The sequence below is a fragment of the Mesorhizobium sp. M2E.F.Ca.ET.209.01.1.1 genome (assembly GCF_004010375.2).
Taxonomy (GTDB): Bacteria; Pseudomonadota; Alphaproteobacteria; order Rhizobiales; family Rhizobiaceae; genus Mesorhizobium.
The window spans coordinates 1-405 of record NZ_SADP02000275.1 but is presented as its reverse complement, the minus strand read 5'-3'; the positions used below and the strand labels follow the sequence as shown (position 1 = coordinate 405).

Here is a 405-nt window from a genome sequence, read left to right as displayed (position 1 = left end):
GCGGCCCATGCCGAAAATGCCGACATGGCGGCCGCGCAAGGTAAGCCGGCTCAAACGATAGTTGCCGTGCTTTACCCAGTCGCCGTCGCGCAGATATTTCTCGGCGGCATAGAGCTCCCGCACGGTGTTGATCAGCAGGCCGATCGTGGTGTCGGCGACCTCTTCGGTCAGCACGTCGGGCGTGTTGGTGACCATGACGCCGCGCGTCGCTGCGTGGCGGGCATCGACCGAATCATAGCCGACGCCGAAATTGGCGATGATTTCGAGATTGGGCAGGGCGTCGATCATCGCGGCGTCGATGCCCCCGAAGGAAGCGATGCCGCGCACGGTCTTGCGCATCTCGTCCGTTACCAGCGCAGGATCGGCGCGCTCGATCCGTACACGCCTGAATGCCTTGTCGATCCT

General features: G+C 63.5%; 1 pseudogene. It reads right to left on the bottom strand.

The features are described 5' to 3' along the window. Positions 1–405: pseudogene (locus EN852_RS35650) on the bottom strand (2-hydroxyacid dehydrogenase); the annotation flags it as partial.